General features: G+C 43.9%; 19 protein-coding genes and 2 tRNA genes. 15 read left to right on the top strand and 6 right to left on the bottom strand.

From position 1 onward, the window contains the following. Positions 1-73: 73 nt before the first annotated feature. Together GD630_RS08715 and GD630_RS08710 are read right to left on the bottom strand one after the other, a co-directional pair. On the bottom strand, positions 74-307 hold the full coding sequence (locus tag GD630_RS08715) for a PspC domain-containing protein (protein ID WP_143868511.1): 234 nt from the start codon (positions 305-307) through the stop codon (positions 74-76). A 248-nt stretch (positions 308-555) separates the two neighbouring features. Further along, entirely contained in the window at positions 556-1452 is an 897-nt protein-coding gene (locus GD630_RS08710) for a helix-turn-helix domain-containing protein (protein WP_143868509.1), read from the bottom strand. Positions 1453-1628: 176 nt separating this feature from the next. Between GD630_RS08710 and GD630_RS08705 the strand changes: the two genes are divergently transcribed. From GD630_RS08705 to GD630_RS08695, 3 genes are all read left to right on the top strand, one after another. Continuing rightward, on the top strand, positions 1629-2456 hold the full coding sequence (locus GD630_RS08705; RefSeq protein WP_143868507.1) for a carboxymuconolactone decarboxylase family protein: 828 nt from the start codon (positions 1629-1631) through the stop codon (positions 2454-2456). Positions 2457-2495: 39 nt separating this feature from the next. After that, positions 2496-3062: a sugar O-acetyltransferase gene (locus GD630_RS08700; RefSeq protein WP_143868505.1), complete on the top strand. Its 567-nt coding sequence runs from the start codon at positions 2496-2498 to the stop codon at positions 3060-3062. A gap of 76 nt (positions 3063-3138) precedes the next feature. Further along, on the top strand, positions 3139-3705 hold the full coding sequence (locus GD630_RS08695) for a flavodoxin (protein WP_143868503.1): 567 nt from the start codon (positions 3139-3141) through the stop codon (positions 3703-3705). A 62-nt stretch (positions 3706-3767) separates the two neighbouring features. Here the strand turns inward: GD630_RS08695 and GD630_RS08690 are convergent. Together GD630_RS08690 and GD630_RS08685 are read right to left on the bottom strand one after the other, a co-directional pair. Beyond that, positions 3768-3841 (bottom strand) — tRNA-Asp (locus GD630_RS08690). A gap of 54 nt (positions 3842-3895) precedes the next feature. Next, positions 3896-3969: transfer RNA gene (locus GD630_RS08685), tRNA-Asp, on the bottom strand. A 442-nt stretch (positions 3970-4411) separates the two neighbouring features. Between GD630_RS08685 and purU the strand changes: the two genes are divergently transcribed. From purU to GD630_RS08640, 9 genes are all read left to right on the top strand, one after another. After that, positions 4412-5269 (top strand): formyltetrahydrofolate deformylase, encoded by an 858-nt coding sequence (purU, locus tag GD630_RS08680; protein ID WP_007748072.1) that lies wholly within the window; start codon positions 4412-4414, stop codon positions 5267-5269. Then, on the top strand, positions 5269-5865 hold the full coding sequence (gene hisH, locus GD630_RS08675) for an imidazole glycerol phosphate synthase subunit HisH (protein WP_143868501.1): 597 nt from the start codon (positions 5269-5271) through the stop codon (positions 5863-5865). The genes purU and hisH overlap by 1 nt, the downstream gene beginning before the upstream one ends. 80 nt (positions 5866-5945) lie before the next feature. Then, entirely contained in the window at positions 5946-6665 is a 720-nt protein-coding gene (hisA, locus tag GD630_RS08670) for a 1-(5-phosphoribosyl)-5-[(5-phosphoribosylamino)methylideneamino]imidazole-4-carboxamide isomerase (protein WP_007748069.1), read from the top strand. A 135-nt stretch (positions 6666-6800) separates the two neighbouring features. Then, on the top strand, positions 6801-7556 hold the full coding sequence (gene hisF, locus GD630_RS08665; RefSeq protein ID WP_143868499.1) for an imidazole glycerol phosphate synthase subunit HisF: 756 nt from the start codon (positions 6801-6803) through the stop codon (positions 7554-7556). 21 nt (positions 7557-7577) lie between these two features. Further along, positions 7578-8189 carry a bifunctional phosphoribosyl-AMP cyclohydrolase/phosphoribosyl-ATP diphosphatase HisIE gene (gene hisIE / locus GD630_RS08660; protein ID WP_143868497.1) on the top strand — a complete coding sequence of 204 codons (612 nt, stop codon included), beginning with the start codon at positions 7578-7580 and terminating at the stop codon, positions 8187-8189. A gap of 41 nt (positions 8190-8230) precedes the next feature. Continuing rightward, entirely contained in the window at positions 8231-8959 is a 729-nt protein-coding gene (locus GD630_RS08655) for a cell division ATP-binding protein FtsE (RefSeq protein WP_143868495.1), read from the top strand. A gap of 13 nt (positions 8960-8972) precedes the next feature. Beyond that, a complete protein-coding gene (locus tag GD630_RS08650) occupies positions 8973-10292 on the top strand; it encodes an aspartate kinase (protein ID WP_007766339.1) in 1320 nt (439 codons plus the stop codon). Between the two features lie 76 nt (positions 10293-10368). Beyond that, on the top strand, positions 10369-11529 hold the full coding sequence (lysA, locus tag GD630_RS08645) for a diaminopimelate decarboxylase (RefSeq protein ID WP_143868494.1): 1161 nt from the start codon (positions 10369-10371) through the stop codon (positions 11527-11529). Positions 11530-11670: 141 nt separating this feature from the next. Then, the gene (locus tag GD630_RS08640; RefSeq protein WP_143868492.1) at positions 11671-12150 is read left to right on the top strand and encodes a ferritin; all 480 of its coding nucleotides are present in this window, start codon (positions 11671-11673) and stop codon (positions 12148-12150) included. Between the two features lie 150 nt (positions 12151-12300). Here the strand turns inward: GD630_RS08640 and GD630_RS08635 are convergent, their stop codons facing one another. Beyond that, positions 12301-12714, bottom strand: a complete 414-nt coding sequence (locus GD630_RS08635) for a DUF2721 domain-containing protein (RefSeq protein ID WP_007748058.1) — start codon at positions 12712-12714, stop codon at positions 12301-12303. A gap of 84 nt (positions 12715-12798) precedes the next feature. Next, positions 12799-13986 (bottom strand): glycine C-acetyltransferase, encoded by a 1188-nt coding sequence (kbl, locus tag GD630_RS08630; protein WP_143868490.1) that lies wholly within the window; start codon positions 13984-13986, stop codon positions 12799-12801. Between the two features lie 136 nt (positions 13987-14122). Here kbl and GD630_RS08625 point away from each other — a divergent pair, with 136 nt between their 5' ends. The 3 genes from GD630_RS08625 to murB are packed head-to-tail and all read left to right on the top strand — an operon-like array spanning position 14123 to position 16934. Continuing rightward, positions 14123-15076: an NAD-dependent epimerase/dehydratase family protein gene (locus GD630_RS08625; RefSeq protein ID WP_143868488.1), complete on the top strand. Its 954-nt coding sequence runs from the start codon at positions 14123-14125 to the stop codon at positions 15074-15076. After that, positions 15076-15924, top strand: a complete 849-nt coding sequence (locus GD630_RS08620; protein ID WP_143868486.1) for a DUF4348 domain-containing protein — start codon at positions 15076-15078, stop codon at positions 15922-15924. Before GD630_RS08625 ends, GD630_RS08620 begins: the two co-directional genes overlap by 1 nt. Positions 15925-15944: 20 nt before the next feature. Beyond that, positions 15945-16934 (top strand): UDP-N-acetylmuramate dehydrogenase, encoded by a 990-nt coding sequence (murB, locus tag GD630_RS08615; RefSeq protein ID WP_143868484.1) that lies wholly within the window; start codon positions 15945-15947, stop codon positions 16932-16934. Positions 16935-16938 lie beyond the last annotated feature (4 nt).

Below are 16938 nucleotides of genomic sequence, written 5' to 3'. Positions count from 1 at the left end.
TAATGGAGGGGTATAAAAATGAGCCACATTCGATTGATTATTGTTTGATAAGAAATCGGATGGGCTCTTGGTCTTAATGTAATCTGTTGTTCATGCGGTTTTCATATCCGTCTGAAGGTATTTTGTAAGGCATGACAATCCACAAGATAATATAGATGATTACACCAGCGAAAGCTGTGAAGAATGTGGCTAATACGTATACGATTCTTAATAAAGTTGGGTCCCATCCAAAATATTCGGCTATTCCGGCACATACACCTGCAATCATTCGATTGGAAGATCGGGTCAGTTTCTTTTCATTTTCCATATTTATTGTATAATTGTTTAGTATAAGTTTGTTACTTATCAGAGTTTACTTTATCTATTGTTTATGACTTTTATGGGTCTGAGTTCTTTCCATACTCTAATCGATAAAAATGCTTTGCGCAAAGATATAATAATTAGTTGGTATAATTCTATTTCTTATATTTTTCTTCTGTCTGATGCCCTCTATATAAATTCTATAAACATAAATATGGGAGCGAGTTACTCATAGATGTTATTTTCGTATAAAGACTAATTCTGTGAGCGGAATTCATTGGGGGTGCAACCTGTAACCCGCTTGAACATCCGGCTTAGATGCTGCGGATATTGGAATCCCAATCCGTAAGCAATTTCACTTGTAGTCTTGTCTGTTGCCAGCAAAGCTTCTTTAGCGCGTTCGATCAGTTTATGCTGGATATATTCCGAGGCGGTCTGTCCCGTCTGTTTTCTAATCATATCTCCGAAATAGTTGGCTGACAGAAATACTTTGTCGGCAAAGTATTTAACGGTAGGCAATCCCTCTCGTAGCGGAGTCTCGTTGTCGAAATACTCATCCAGCAACCGCTCAAAACGGACGATGATATCTTTGTTCACTTCTTCGCGCGTTGTGAACTGTCGTTCGTAGAAACGCATACAATAATCGAGCAGTAGTCCGATATTGGCACAAATTAGTCGGCGGCTGTGCTTGTCTATGTTGTGTTTCAGTTCTATTTCAATCTTATGCAGGCAATCCATCACAGTCTCCCGTTCCTCCTCTGAAAGGTGTAATGCCTCACGGGTTTCATAGGAAAAGAAAGAATAGTTCTTGATCTCCTGACCGAGTGCCGTGCCACGAATCAGGTCGGGGTGAAACAGGATGCCATGAGCGTTTGGTTGGACATCTTTAATCATCTTTGTCTCTACTATTTGGCCCGGAGCAAAGCTGACAATCGTACCATCCTGATAGTCGTAACTCTGACGCCCATACATGATATTTCCACAGTAGGTATCTTTCAAGTAAAGAGCATATACGCCGTAGTTGATTTTGCAATGTTCCGGCCATTGCGTTGCTTTTGACAGATCAACAACACTAACCAACGGGTGTCGTGTTTCAAGTCCGAAAAGTTTGTTGTATTTATCTACCTCATCAAGTTTAATGACCTCTTCCATAATCCTTTCTTTTATATTCTTTATCGCAAATATAATTCATTTTCTTTGAATTATATATGGCTTTATTACAGAATCGAGGATTTGGGTACAAATATCAGTAAATCATATACAAGCCCACTCGTTTTATCGTAGTAAATTTGCAGTCAGAAGTTTAACAGTGAAAAAACAAAATGATTATGAATAAACTCCTATTGTTTTCAGTATTTAGTATTTTAACACTCAATGTTATGGCACAGGAAAAGATAGTACAGACGGCAGGACGCGACCAGTTAGGAACGTTTGCCACAAAGTTTGCGGAACTCAATGACGATGTTCTCTTTGGAGAAGTTTGGAGCCGCACTGATAAACTCGGTCTGCGTGACCGCAGTTTAGTGACCATTACCTCCCTTATCAGTATGGGAATCACGGACAATTCGCTCGTTTATCATCTTCAGTCGGCGAAGAAGAACGGCATCACCCGCACGGAGATCGCAGAGATTATCACTCATATAGGTTTCTATGCAGGTTGGCCGAAAGCGTGGGCAGCGTTCAATTTGGCAAAAGGAGTATGGTCTGAAGATATTGTTGGTGAGGATGCCAAAACAGCTTTCCAGCGTGAGATGATTTTCCCTATTGGCGAACCCAATACAGCCTATGCACAGTATTTTATTGGTAACAGTTATCTTGCTCCGGTTTCGCGCGAGCAGGTGAATATCTCTAACGTTACTTTTGAACCGCGTTGCCGTAATAACTGGCATATTCACCGTGCAACGAAAGGTGGCGGACAAATGCTTATCGGTGTAGCCGGTCGAGGCTGGTATCAGGAAGAAGGTAAACCGGCGGTAGAGATTCTGCCTGGTACGGTTATCCATATTCCTGCCAATGTGAAACACTGGCACGGAGCTGCTGCCGACAGTTGGTTTGCTCATCTGGCTTTCGAAGTTTCCGGTGAAAACACTTCCAATGAGTGGCTTGAACCGGTTACAGATGACGAGTATAACAAACTCGAACAGACTAAACGATGATTTTTGTTAATCCTGTTTTATCTTTTGAAAGGAAATAATATGACTACCGAGGATTTTAAGGAATATGTAAAGACGCGCAAGGCGCTTAATACAGAAGAAATACATCGTTTGATGGACGATATGAGCAATGAGGCAAGACGTATCACCTTCCAACTGAATACGGTATATCATACACCGGACGAAGTGCGCCGATTACTCTCCGGGTTGTTCGGTTATCAGGTGCCATCGTCGCTTCGGGTCTTTCCACCGTTTTATACGGATTTCGGTAAGAATATTACCGTTGGTGAGGGTGTGTTTATTAATGCCTGCTGTCATTTTCAGGATCATGGTGGTGTGACTATTGGCGATGGTTGCCAGATCGGGCATAATGTCGTTTTTGCTACACTTAATCACGGGTTGGCTCCGCAAGACCGTAAAACGACTTATCCTGCACCTATCGTACTCGGCAAGAATGTATGGATAGGTTCTAATGCGACGATTCTTCAGGGAGTGACTATCGGTGATAATGCTGTTGTAGGTGCCGGAGCTGTAGTGACAAAAGATGTGGCGGCGAATACGGTTGTAGGTGGCATTCCTGCACATTTTATCAAAGTAATAGAAGAATGAAAACGCCTGTGGAGTTACTCCATCGTGATAATGTCTAAACTAATTAGTGATAAGAAATATTTAAAATCAAAATAAAATGAAACAGATTATATTCATATTTATGAGTCTTCTTTGCTTTAGCTGCTCATCAAAAGCGCAGAATCAGATAGCGGATACTAATGTACAGTCCGATAAGAAAATCCTGGTTGCCTATTTCTCTTGTACTGGAACTACAGAAAAAGCTGCCGATGCCATTTCAAAAACGGTTGGCGGAAAACTTTACCGGATAACTCCCGCTACGGCCTATACCTCGGCAGATCTCGACTGGAACAACAAGAGTAGCCGTAGTTCAATTGAAATGACGACTGAAAATTCACGTCCGGAATTGGGTGGAGAAGCGCTTGAACTGAAAGATTACGACGTGGTATTCCTTGGTTACCCGATATGGTGGAATTTATGTCCGCGTCCGGTCAATACATTCCTTGAGAAATATGATTTCTCCGGTAAAACCGTTATTCCATTTGCTACTTCCGGAGGAAGCTCGATAACTAATAGTGTAAAACAACTCAAGAAACTTTATCCAAAAATCGTATGGGGAGAAGGTCAGTTGTTGAACGGAAGCGTTAAGCAAGCCGGAGAGTGGGCGAAACAGGTAATCAGGTAACTGTGTGGAAGAGTGTAGGATTATCAATAAAAAAGGAGAATGATTTTACTCATTCTCCTTTGCGGTGCGTACGGGACTCGAACCCGTGACCCCATGCGTGACAGGCATGTATTCTAACCAACTGAACTAACGCACCAAATTTTAATTGGATTAACTCATTTCTATTCTCTTTGCTTCTTAATGAAAGAAGCGGTGCGTACGGGACTCGAACCCGTGACCCCATGCGTGACAGGCATGTATTCTAACCAACTGAACTAACGCACCAGAATTTCAATTTATTAATCCGCATCTCTCTCGATTGCGGGTGCAAAGGTAGTTGTTTTTTGTAAACCTGCAAGCGTTTTGAGAAAAGATTTTTTCAATAAAAAATGAGAAAAATGCTTAGTGTCTCATTTTGAGTGCTTTTGTAATGAAAAAAAATATTCGTTTTCCTTCAGATCGAATAGTAAGGGGATCCGATCTTTATAGTGATACTATTGCGATGAAATGCCGCCACTATCCGAAGGCAATGATGTCACTATCCTAAAGTTTGTCATTCTTTTCATAGAAAATAGCTCCCGATATCTTTCTATCTGTAAGAAATCACCGTTTTTATATCAACTTTCTGCTTGATTAATTCGTAATTTTGCAATAAATCGTTATTTTTGCGGACTAAAATTAAAAAGGTAGAAAAGATTCTGCCTGGAATCGTTAATTAGTAAAAAGAATGATGACAACAGCCAAACTGTTATTGCACTGTCCCGACAAACCGGGAATCCTTGCGGAAGTGACAGACTTTATTACGGTAAACAAAGGAAATATTATCTATCTGGATCAGTATGTAGATCATGTAGAGAACATCTTCTTCATGCGTATTGAATGGGAACTGAAAGACTTTCTGGTTCCGCAAGAAAAAATTGAAGATTATTTCAGAACACTCTACGGACAAAAATATGAAATGGATTTTCGCCTTTATTTCTCTGATGTAAAACCACGTATGGCTATTTTCGTATCCAAGCTGTCGCACTGCCTTTTCGATATGCTGGCCCGGTATACGGCAGGAGAGTGGAATGTAGAGATACCTCTTATTATAAGTAACCATCCGGATTTGCAGCACGTGGCAGAACGTTTCGGAATTCCTTTCTATCTGTTCCCTATCACCAAGGAGACGAAAGAAGAACAGGAACGCAAAGAGATGGAACTGCTTGCCAAACATAAGATTACATTTATTGTATTGGCACGCTATATGCAGGTGATCTCCGAACAGATGATTAATGCTTATCCGAATAAGATTATCAATATTCATCACTCTTTCCTTCCTGCGTTTGTGGGGGCAAAGCCTTATCACGCAGCTTTCCAGAGAGGAGTGAAAATTATTGGTGCAACTAGTCATTATGTAACGACAGAACTGGATGCCGGACCGATTATTGAACAGGATGTAGTGCGCATCACTCATAAAGATGCTATTGAAGACCTCGTAAATAAAGGAAAGGATTTAGAAAAAATCGTTCTTTCGCGTGCAGTGCAGAAGCACATCGAGCGCAAAGTCTTGACCTACAAAAATAAAACTGTAATATTTAGCTGATGAAAGTAGCAGTTGTAAAATACAATGCCGGCAATATTCGTTCTGTAGATTATGCCTTAAAGCGGTTAGGTGTAGAAGCGGTGATTACTGCTGATAAAGAAGAACTCCAATCGGCTGATAAAGTCATTTTTCCCGGAGTAGGAGAGGCGGAAACTACCATGAACCACTTGAAAGCTACGGGACTGGACGAACTGATAAAGAATCTCCGTCAGCCTGTATTGGGAATTTGTCTCGGTATGCAATTGATGTGCCGGTATTCCGAAGAAGGAGGAGTCGATTGTTTGAATATCTTTGATGTGGATGTGAAACGTTTTGTCCCGCAGAAACATGAAGATAAAGTGCCGCACATGGGATGGAACACCATTGGAAAAACGAATAGCAAATTGTTTGAAGGCTTCACCGAAGAGGAGTTTGTCTATTTTGTGCATAGCTTCTATGTGCCGACCTGCGACTTTACTGCTGCTACAACTGACTATATTCACCCGTTCAGTGCTGCGTTGCATAAAGATAACTTTTATGCTACCCAGTTCCATCCGGAGAAGAGCGGCAAGACAGGAGAGAAGATTTTGACAAATTTCCTGAACCTCTGCCGGTAACAGTATGGATGATGTGTCATGAAAAACATTTCGATGTTTGAAATAAATATTTAGTGAATCGTCAAATAGTAAATAAATAGATGATAGAAATTATTCCAGCCATTGATATTATTGATGGGAAGTGCGTACGCCTTTCCCAGGGAGATTACGATAGTAAAAAGGTATATAATGAGAACCCGGTGGAAGTAGCTAAAGAGTTTGAAGCGAACGGTGTCCGCAGGCTTCATGTGGTAGACTTGGACGGCGCTGCTTCTCATCATGTCGTTAACTATCGGGTGTTGGAACAGATTGCGACACGTACTTCTCTCGTTATAGATTTTGGTGGTGGAGTAAAGAGCGATGAGGATTTGAAAATTGCTTTTGAGAGCGGTGCGCAGATGGTAACCGGAGGAAGCATTGCGGTGAAAGACCCGGAATTATTCTGCCATTGGCTGGAAATATACGGAAGTGAGAAGATCATTTTGGGAGCAGATGTAAAAGATCATAAGATAGCCGTCAATGGTTGGAAAGACGAAAGCGCCTGTGAGCTTTTTCCGTTTCTGGAAAATTATATGGATAAAGGTATACGAAAAGTAATCTGTACGGATATTAGCTGTGATGGAATGCTGAGTGGCCCTTCTATCGATTTGTATAAAGAGATGTTGGCAAAATTCCCCGATCTCTATCTGATGGCCAGTGGCGGGGTAAGCAAGGTGGATGATATTGTCGCTTTGGATGAGGCCGGTGTTCCTGGAGTTATTTTTGGTAAAGCATTGTATGAAGGTCATATCACCTTACAAGATTTGAGAATCTTTTTATAATTCGCATATCAGAATATACCTTATATAATAAGGAGAAGTTATATAAGAGGATTTGATGAAATAAGAAAAATTTAAGAAGCAAGCTTAGGCATATAGATAGGTTGTAAATTGTTGAACAGTAAATAAAATAAGATTGTGTTAGCAAAAAGAATAGTACCTTGTCTGGATATAAAAGACGGACAAACCGTGAAAGGAACGAATTTTGTCAACTTGCGCCAAGCCGGTGATCCGGTGGAGCTGGGCCGTGCTTACAGTGAACAGGGAGCAGATGAACTTGTTTTCCTGGACATTACTGCAAGCCACGAGGGACGTAAGACTTTTACGGAATTGGTAAAACGGATTGCTGCTAATATCAATATCCCGTTTACCGTAGGGGGAGGGATCAATGAATTGAGTGATGTAGACCGTCTGCTGAATGCGGGAGCAGATAAGATTTCCATCAATTCTTCCGCTATCCGTAATCCCCGATTGGTTGATGAGATTGCAAAGAATTTCGGCTCACAGGTCTGTGTATTGGCGGTAGATGCGAAACAGACCGAGAACGGTTGGAAATGTTACTTGAACGGAGGACGCATCGAAACGGATAAAGACCTGTTCGAGTGGACTAAGGAAGCGCAGGAACGCGGAGCGGGAGAGATACTCTTCACGAGTATGAATCATGATGGTGTGAAGACCGGCTATGCGAACGAAGCACTTGCCGCTTTGGCTGGACAGCTTTCTATTCCTATCATTGCATCGGGTGGAGCAGGCAGTAAAGAACACTTCCGTGACGTCTTTTTGCAAGGAAAAGCAGATGCGGCATTGGCAGCCAGCGTTTTTCATTTCGGAGAAATTAAAATTCCCGATTTAAAATCGTATCTTTGCGGCGAAGGTATTATAATGCGTAAATAGTAAATTAAGATATTGAATAAAATGGAATTGGATTTCGAGAAAATGAACGGACTTGTTCCGGCTATCATACAAGACAATGAGACGCGCAAAGTCTTGATGTTGGGCTTCATGAATAAGGAAGCCTATGATAAAACGGTAGAAACCGGAAAAGTGACATTCTTTAGCCGTACAAAGAATCGTCTGTGGACAAAAGGCGAAGAAAGCGGTAATTTCCTTCATGTTGTTTCTATCAAGGCCGATTGCGACAATGATACGTTGCTCATTCAGGTTAATCCGGCAGGTCCTGTGTGCCATACAGGTACAGATACCTGTTGGGGCGAGAAGAATGAAGAACCTGTGATGTTCCTGAAAGCATTGCAAGACTTTATCGACAAACGTCACGAAGAAATGCCCGCAGGCTCTTATACAACCAGCCTGTTTGAGTCCGGAGTCAATAAGATGGCACAGAAAGTAGGTGAAGAAGCAGTCGAGACAGTGATCGAAGCAACCAACGGCACTGACGAACGCCTGATCTACGAAGGAGCCGACCTTATTTATCACATGATTGTATTGCTGACTTCAAAAGGCTATCGCATTGAAGATCTTGCGCGTGAACTGCAGGAAAGACATAGCAGTACATGGAAGAAACATTAATAAGTAAAGATTAGAAATTAACAATTAAAGCGGGAGTCGGTATGGATGACGAGGCGTTGATACGATATAAGAACGTAGAAATCCATCAACAGGAACTCTGTGTGCTGAGTGATGTAAATCTGGAATTGCACAAAGGAGAGTTTGTCTATCTGATCGGAAAAGTAGGCTCGGGAAAGACGAGTCTGCTCAAGACCCTTTATGGCGAACTGGATGTAATTGACGGTGAAGCTAAGGTACTGGATTATAATATGCGGTCTATCAAACGTAAGCATATCCCGCAATTGCGTCGCAAGTTAGGCATTGTATTCCAGGATTTTCAGTTGCTGACAGACCGTACCGTTTACAATAACCTGGAATTTGTACTTCGTGCCACAGGCTGGAAGAACAAACAGGAAATCAAGGAACGTATTGAAGAAGTGCTCAATTTGGTAGGAATGTCCAATAAAGGATACAAACTGCCGAACGAACTTTCCGGTGGCGAACAGCAGCGCATTGTGATTGCACGTGCCGTACTCAATTCTCCGGCCATCATCCTGGCGGATGAACCGACCGGAAACCTGGATACGGAAACGGGGAAATCGATTGTTGAATTGTTACATAATATTTGCAGTTCCGGTTCATCCGTTGTGATGACCACGCACAATCTGCAATTGTTGAAAGAATATCCGGGTCGGGTGTATCGTTGTGCCGACCATCAGATTGTCGATGTGACCGATGAATATATGCCCCGGCAGAGAACAATAGAAATAGATTTAAATATAGATAACTAAAACAGTAACGAAAATGAAAGTTTTAAAGTTTGGAGGAACTTCCGTAGGTTCTGCTCAGCGCATGAAGGAAGTAGCCAAATTGATTACCGATGGTGAACAGAAGATTGTTGTTCTTTCTGCTATGTCGGGAACAACGAACACATTGGTGGAAATTTCGGACTATCTGTATAAGAAGAATCCGGAGGGTGCCAACGAGATTATCAATAAGCTGGAAGCTAAATATAAACAGCACGTTGATGAGCTATTCGCAACTCAGGAATATAAACAGAAAGGTCTCGAAGTCATCAAGTCTCACTTCGACTACATCCGCTCCTATACGAAAGACCTTTTCACTTTGTTTGAAGAGAAAGTGGTTTTGGCGCAAGGAGAGCTGATCTCTACGGCAATGGTGAACTTCTACCTGCAGGAATGTGGTGCGAAGTCCGTACTGCTTCCGGCTTTGGAATTCATGCGTACTGATAAGAACGCGGAGCCGGACCCCGTATATATTAAGGAGAAGTTGCAGGCACAGCTCGAACTTTATCCGGATATGGATATCTACATCACGCAAGGTTTCATCTGCCGCAATGCTTATGGTGAGATAGACAACCTGCAACGTGGCGGTAGCGATTATACGGCTTCTCTGATCGGAGCAGCGGTGAATGCTTCCGAAATTCAGATCTGGACAGACATTGACGGTATGCACAATAACGATCCGCGTATCGTTGACAAGACAGCTCCGGTACGTCAGCTGCATTTCGAAGAAGCAGCCGAATTGGCTTATTTCGGTGCGAAGATTCTGCATCCTACCTGCATCCAGCCGGCTAAATATGCCAATATTCCTGTACGTTTGCTGAATACGATGGATCCGACCGCTCCCGGCACATTGATTTCCAATGATACAGAGAAAGGAAAAATCAAAGCAGTAGCCGCCAAAGATAACATTACTGCTATCAAGATCAAATCCAGCCGTATGTTATTGGCTCACGGTTTCTTGCGTAAGGTGTTCGAAATCTTCGAAAGCTATCAGACATCCATCGATATGATCTGTACTTCGGAGGTCGGTGTTTCTGTAACGATAGATAACACGAAACATCTTAATGAAATTTTAGATGACCTGAAGAAATATGGAACGGTAACCGTTGATAAAGAAATGTGTATCATCTGCGTTGTAGGTGACCTGGAATGGGAAAATGTCGGTTTTGAAGCCAAAGCGCTTGATGCGATGCGCGACATACCGGTGCGAATGATCTCATTCGGAGGAAGCAACTACAACATCTCCTTCCTCATTCGGGAGTGTGACAAGAAGGCGGCTTTACAGTCGTTGAGTGATATGCTTTTCAACGGCAAATAATTCCATCAATAATATGAGCGCTTTTACCGAACTGATAAAAGCGCTTTTTTTAACCAACTAAACAAGTTTTTGAGTTATGAAGGGAATATTTCCAATCGATAAATTCCGCACTTTGCAGACACCTTTCTATTATTACGATACCAAAGTGCTGCGTGATACATTGTCGGCTATTAACCATGAGGTTGCCAAATATCCTAATTATTCAGTACACTATGCTGTCAAAGCGAATGCCAATCCGAAGGTACTTGCCATCATCCGTGAAAGCGGAATGGGAGCCGACTGCGTGAGCGGTGGAGAGATTCGTGCCGCTATCCGTGCAGGATTCCCGGCCAATAAAGTCGTTTTTGCGGGAGTGGGTAAAGCAGACTGGGAAATCAATCTCGGATTAGAATATGGAATCTTCTGTTTTAACGTAGAATCTATTCCCGAGCTTGAAGTAATCAACGAGCTGGCAGCCGCTCAAAACAAAATAGCCAATGTCGCTTTCCGCATCAATCCGGATGTAGGCGCGCATACTCACGCCAATATCACTACCGGTCTTGCCGAAAATAAATTCGGTATCAGTATGCAGGATATGGATAAAGTGATAGACGTGGCTTTGGAAATGAAGAATATCAAGTTTATCGGCCTTCACTTCCACATCGGTTCGCAGATTCTCGATATGGGCGATTTCATCGCTTTGTGCAATCGTGTCAATGAATTACAGGACAAGTTGGAAGCACGTCGGATTCTGGTAGAACATATAAATGTCGGTGGTGGTCTGGGGATAGATTACGGCCATCCCAACCGTCAGGCTATCCCGAACTTCAAAGATTATTTTGCCACCTATGCCGGACAACTGAAACTGCGTCCTTATCAAACACTTCATTTTGAATTGGGGCGTGCCGTCGTGGGGCAGTGTGGTACGTTGATATCCAAAGTGCTGTATGTGAAGCAAGGAGCCAAGAAGAAATTTGCCATCCTCGATGCAGGTATGACCGATTTGATCCGTCCGGCTTTGTATCAGGCATACCATAAGATGGAAAACCTGACTTCCGAAGAACCGATGGAAGCGTACGATGTAGTAGGGCCGATATGTGAGTCGTCCGATGTTTTCGGAAAAGCGATTGATCTGAACAAAGTCAAACGTGGAGACCTGATAGCCCTTCGTTCTGCCGGTGCATACGGTGAAATAATGGCTTCCGGCTATAACTGTCGTGAGCTTCCGAAAGGATATACTTCCGACGAGCTGTTGTAAGTAAAAAATGAACCGCCACAATCAAAGTGTGAATGTAGTTTAAAAATGCGGGGTGCATGGAACAATTTGGACTGAAATCTTGTTATTTTTGTAATGAGTTCAAAAAGAAACTACATTAACAACTTAATAAAAGATACGATTATGATTTCAGAAAAATTACAGAATGCAATTAACGAACAGATTACTGCTGAGATGTGGTCTGCTAACCTGTATTTGGCAATGTCTTTCTATTTCGAGAAAGAAGGTTTCAGTGGTTTTGCCCATTGGATGAAGAAGCAGTCTCAAGAAGAGATGGGTCATGCTTATGCTATGGCAGATTATATTATCAAACGTGGAGGAACCGCTAAAGTTGATAAAATAGATGTTGTTCCTAACGGTTGGGGTAGTCCGTTGGAAGTATTCGAGCACGTTTACAAACATGAATGCCATGTTTCTCAATTGGTAGACAAACTGGTAGACGTAGCTGCTGCTGAGAAGGACAAGGCAACACAAGATTTCTTGTGGGGATTCGTTCGCGAACAAGTAGAAGAAGAAGCTACAGCGCAAGGCATTGTTGACAAAATCAAGAAAGCCGGTGATACCGGAATTTTCTTTGTAGACTCACAATTGGGACAGCGTTAATAAGCTACAAACAGTTAATAAGCTGCAAATAAAAGTTGGGGATATGTCAAAACTCCCCTTTTATCGAAATCACCCTCGTTACAACTTTCTGTGGCGAGGGTGATTTTTAGTTTATGAGAGTTTCGACACACTCTCTTTTTTGTTTACAGGTCATTTCCTGTCTTTATTCTTTCCCTTCTCCATCGTTCCCAGATAAATCTCCAGCGAACGGGTGGAAATCTGTATTTCGCGGAAAGACACGCCCAATGAAGCGATAAGCAACAGCAGAGCCACTCCGAATACATAGGCGGACAGCAGTTGCAGTCCGATATAAATGAAAAACATACTGACCACACAGAGAAACAGGCTCGCAATTCCCAGTCCTTGCATGGTGCGGGTCAGATTCAAACGTTTCCGTAAGTTCTCTATTTGCGCTACCGTGATATCCGTAGGATTCTCCATATAGCGGTCGCGCAACTGCCGCACAAGTTGTGCGTACGATAAGAAACGATTGGTGTAAGCCAATAAAATCAGTGAGACTGCCGAGAAAAGAAGGGCAGGAGTCGTGAGAGTCAGTTCTTCCATATATAAATAAAAAAATCTTCCATTGTTATCTTGTCGGCACTTCTAATGCACCCCAATAATAACAATGGAAGATATGAAAAAGTTTTATTTCAATACGCCGAGTTCTTTACCCACTTTGATAAAGGCAGCGATACATTTGTCGAGATGAGCCTTCTCGTGTCCTGCAGAGATTTGCACACGGATACGCGCCTGTTCCTTCGGAACCACCGGATAATAGAATCCGGTCACGTAAATACCCTCTTCCTGCATACGTGCGGCATAAACCTGAGACAACTTCGCATCATACAGCATCACAGCGCATATCGCACTCTGCGTCGGTTTGATATCAAATCCGGCAGCGGTCATCTTGTCGCGGAAGTAATTCACGTTCTCTACAAGCTTGTCGTGCAGCGCATTGCTTTCTTTCAGCATTTTGAACACCTCAAGGCTGGCGCCGATAATGCCCGGAGCCAATGAATTAGAGAACAGATACGGACGGCTGCGTTGACGCAACAGGTCGATAATCTCTTTGCGGCCTGTCGTAAATCCTCCCAGCGCACCACCGAAAGCTTTGCCCAGCGTTCCGGTGTAAATATCCACGCGGCCGTGTGTCTTATACAATTCGCTGACCCCGTGACCGGTGGCGCCTACCACTCCTGCCGAGTGAGACTCGTCTACCATCACCAGCGCATCATATTTCTCGGCCAGATCGCAAATCTGATCCATCGGAGCCACATTGCCATCCATAGAGAATACACCGTCCGTCACGACAATACGGAAACGTTGCGCCTGCGCTTCTTGCAGACATCTTTCCAAATCCTTCATATCGGCATTGGCATAACGATAGCGTTTCGCTTTACACAGACGCACACCGTCGATGATGGAAGCATGGTTCAGCGAGTCCGAGATAATCGCATCCTCTTCGGTGAAGAGCGGTTCGAATACCCCGCCGTTCGCATCGAAGCAGGCAGCGTATAGAATCGTGTCTTCTGTCTGGAAATAGTCGGAAATAGCCGCTTCCAGTTCTTTATGAATATCCTGTGTCCCACAGATAAAACGGACGGACGACATACCGTATCCGCGACGATTCATCATCTCTTGGGAAGCCTTGATCAATCGGGGGTGATTGGACAGTCCCAAGTAATTGTTGGCACAGAAGTTCAGTACCTCTTTACCTTTTACAGTGATGGCAGCTTGCTGCGCACTCTCAATCAGTCGTTCTTCTTTGTAAAGTCCGGCCTCCTTGATTTCAGCCAATGTCTGGCTGAGGATTTCTTGCATTTTACCGTACATGGTGTTTATGTGATTAAGTTATATTGCAAAGGACACAATTTTTCTTGGAATAACAATGTCTTTTTGATTAAAATCTGAAAAAAAAGTGCTTACTTTGCGCACTATTTAAGCTTATTATTCTAAGTCAGAAGAAAAAATGGAACACATTTTGATTATTGGAGCTACCGGACAGATCGGGTCGGAGCTAACGATGGAGCTACGGAAACGTTATGGAAATGCAAATGTTGTAGCAGGTTATATACCGGGTGCAGAGCCTAAGGGAGAATTGAAAGAGTCCGGTCCTTCGGCGATTGCCGATGTGACGGATGCTCAGGCGGTGGCATCTGTGGTAAAAGAGTATCACATTGATACGATTTATAATTTGGCTGCCCTGTTGTCCGTAGTTGCCGAGTCGAAACCCAAGCTGGCTTGGAAGATAGGTATTGATGGATTATGGAATGTGCTGGAAGTGGCACGTGAACAAGGATGCGCGGTGTTCACTCCCAGTTCTATCGGCTCGTTTGGTGCAAGTACGCCTCACACCAAGACGCCGCAAGACACGATCCAGCGTCCGCGTACCATGTATGGAGTCACGAAAGTAACGACAGAGTTGCTGAGCGACTACTATTTTAATAAATACGGTGTCGATACCCGTGCTGTCCGTTTTCCGGGCATTATTTCGAATGTGACCCCTCCGGGAGGAGGTACGACCGACTATGCTGTCGACATTTACTATTCGGCAGTGAAAGGAGAGAAGTTTGTGTGCCCCATTAAGCAAGGCACTTTGATGGATATGATGTATATGCCGGATGCACTGAACGCGGCGATCACGCTGATGGAAGCCGATCCGACAAGATTGATACACCGCAATGCTTTCAATATCGCTTCCATGAGTTTCGACCCGGAAACGATATATCAGGCAATCAAGAAGCACGTGCCGCAGTTTGAGATGGTTTATGACATAGACCCCTTGAAGCAGCGCATAGCCGATAGCTGGCCCGACAGTCTGGACGACACTTGTGCCCGCGAAGAGTGGGGATGGAAGCCCGCCTACGATTTGGAAAGCATGACGGTGGATATGCTTGAAAAGTTACGAGAGAAATTAAAATAATGAAAAAACTAATTGCAGGGGTCATATTGCTCGGTATACTGAGTTCCTGTGGAAACAAGAAAGCTAAGATTGACCCCTTCGCATCTATTACAAAAGAGGTGGATTCCATCCGGTACAAAACCGATTCAATCCACCAGGAAGAATTGCCGGAAGAGCCGCAACCCATACAGGCCGACGAGTCTTTCGACGATTTTATCTATAATTTTGCCTCCGACGACGTGTTGCAGCGTCAGCGTGTGAAGTTTCCGTTGCCCTACTACAATGGAGACAAGAAGCTGAACATCGACGAACACCATTGGAAGCATGACGACTTATTTACCAAGCAGCATTACTATACGCTCCTGTTTGATAAAGAAGAAGATATGGATTTAGTAGGAGATACTGCGCTTACCTCTGTGCAAGTGGAGTGGATATTCGTGAAGACACGGATGATGAAAAAATATTACTTTGAACGCATCAAAGGAGCGTGGATGCTGGAAGCCATCAATTTGCGTCCTATCGAGCAGGACGACGATGAGGACTTTGTGGAGTTCTTCGGCCGTTTTGCCGTCGACAGCCTTTTCCAGAGCCAGCGCATACGCGAACCGTTGATTTTTGTTACCAGCGATCCGGATGACGACTTCTCCATTTTGGAGACAACGCTCGACCGGGACCAATGGTTTGCCTTCAAGCCGGAACTTCCTTCCGAACGTCTCTCCAATATCAACTACGGACAGAGAAACGACGATAACTCGACAACGAAGATTCTTGCGTTGAAAGGTATCGGCAACGGTTTCTCCAACATCCTGTACTTCCGTCGGAAAGCCGGAGGATGGGAGCTGTATAAGTTTGAAGACACCAGTATATAACCTTTTTAAACTGATAGATTATGTATTCTCTTTTGCCCTACAATACCTTCGGCATTGATGTCAGTGCCTCCCGTTTTCTGGAATACGCCTCAGTAGCGGAACTGAAGGAGTATATTGCGCAAGGTGCCGTTACGACACCTTTTTTGCATATTGGCGGCGGCAGCAATCTGCTGTTTACCAAAGACTACGACGGGCTGATACTGCATTCCCGCATCGGAGGTATCGAAGTGACGGCCGAAGACTCTCAGACCGTATCCCTGCGTGTCGGCGCGGGAGTTGTGTGGGATGATTTTGTAGCCTGTTGCGTGGAGCATGGATGGTATGGAGCGGAGAATCTTTCGTTGATTCCCGGTGAGGTGGGAGCGAGTGCCGTGCAAAATATCGGAGCCTACGGAGTGGAGGTGAAAGACCTGATAACGGCGGTAGAGACAGTGAACATTCAAGGATATGAGCGTGTTTACTCTGTCGAAGAATGCGAATATGCCTATCGCAACAGCATTTTCAAGCGTCCTGAGAACAAATCCGTTTTTGTCAACTATGTCCGCTTCCGCCTTAGTAAAGAAGAACGGTACACGCTGGACTATGGAACGATCCGCCAGGAACTTGCAAAGTATCCTGCACCGACGTTGCCCATTGTCCGTAAAGTGATCATTGAGATTCGCGAAAGCAAACTGCCCGACCCGAAAGTGACGGGAAATGCAGGCAGTTTCTTTATGAACCCCATTGTGGCGAAAGACAAGCTGGAAGCCTTGCAGCGGGATTATCCCCGCATACCTTACTATGAGCTTCCTGACGGGCGTGTGAAAATTCCTGCCGGATGGATGATCGACCAATGCGGATGGAAAGGAAAATCCTTAGGACCCGCCGCCGTCCACGATAAACAAGCATTGGTGTTGGTGAATCGGGGTGGAGCGAAAGGCAGTGACATTATCGCACTCTCAGATGCGGTGCGGGCTTCGGTACGCGATAAATTCGGTATCGATATCCACCCGGAAGTAAACGTAATTTAATGAA

This window comes from Bacteroides zhangwenhongii (assembly GCF_009193325.2).
Taxonomy (GTDB): Bacteria; Bacteroidota; Bacteroidia; order Bacteroidales; family Bacteroidaceae; genus Bacteroides; species Bacteroides zhangwenhongii.
Note: the sequence above shows the minus strand (reverse complement) of the source record. Positions and strands in the feature narration are given on the sequence as shown.